The following is a 1,082-nucleotide window of genomic DNA, read 5'->3' as shown; positions in this document are numbered from 1 at the left end:
CGTGCTGGCGGCCCTCGGCGTCCCCGACGGCGCGTCGGGCCGCCACGACGGGGGCGCCGGCGCACCGGGGTCTCCCGTCGACCTGCGCAGCCCCGCCCAGGTGCGCCGGGCCCTGCACGACGTCGGTCTCGACCTGCCGGACACGCGCTCCTGGCGCCTGGAGGGGCTGGCCGCCGAGGACGGCGCCCACCCCGCCCTCGGCGCGCTCGTGGCCTGGCGGCGGGCCGAGCGCTTCGCCGTCGCCCACGGGTACCGCTGGCTCGACGAGGCGGTGAGGGACGGGCGCCTGCGCGCGGCCTGGTCGGCCAGCGACGGCGGCGCCGGGCGCATGACGGCGTCGGCGGGGCTGCACAACCTCCCGCGAGAGCTGCGCGTCGCGGTACGCGCCGAGCCGGGGCGGCTCCTCGTGCGCGCCGACCTCGGCCAGGTGGAGCCCCGCGTCCTCGCCGTCGTCTCGGGCGACCGGGCCCTCGCCCGGGCGGCCGACGCCGACGACCTCTACTCCCCGGTCGCCGCGCGCCTCGGCGTGGCGCGTGACGTCGCCAAGGTCGCGGTGCTCGCAGCCATGTACGGGCAGACGAGCGGGGCCGCCGGGGCCACGCTCGCCGCCATGGAGCGGGCCTACCCCGTGGCGACGACCTTCCTCGTCGACGCCGCGCGCCGCGGCGCCGCCGGCGAGGACGTGCGGACGGCCGGGGGGCGCCGGGTCCGCGTGCCCGCCGTCGAGGAGGTGCCCGTCGAGGCGGGGGCCGCGGCCGTGGACCGCGAGCGCGCCGCGCGGGCGGCGCGCGGCCGCTACGCCCGCAACGCCGTCGTCCAGGGCTCGGCGGCCGAGCTCTTCAAGGCGTGGGCCGCCACGGTACGGGCCCGGCTGCTCGCCTCCGGCGACGGCGAGGTCGTGCTCTGCCTGCACGACGAGCTGCTGCTGCACGTGCGCGAGGACGCGGCCCACGACGTCGCCGCCGGCCTCGCCCGGGACCTCGAGGCGGCCTCCGCGCGCTGGTGCCGTGCGGTGGCGAGGCCGCCCGTGCGCTTCACGGCGGACGTCGCCGTCGTGGAGCGGTGGTCGCAGGCCAAGGGCT

The 1,082-nt window shown here is 80.5% G+C and carries 1 protein-coding gene; it reads left to right on the top strand.

Going from position 1 to position 1,082, the window contains the following annotated elements; all coding sequences use genetic code 11:
- Positions 1-1,082, top strand: a 1,082-nt coding sequence (locus HLB09_RS17440) for a DNA polymerase (RefSeq protein WP_246235768.1), incomplete at both ends; no start/stop codon positions are given.

This window comes from Pseudokineococcus marinus, assembly GCF_013004605.1.
Classification (GTDB): domain Bacteria; phylum Actinomycetota; class Actinomycetes; order Actinomycetales; family Quadrisphaeraceae; genus Pseudokineococcus; species Pseudokineococcus marinus.
Note: the sequence above shows the minus strand (reverse complement) of the source record. Positions and strands in the feature narration are given on the sequence as shown.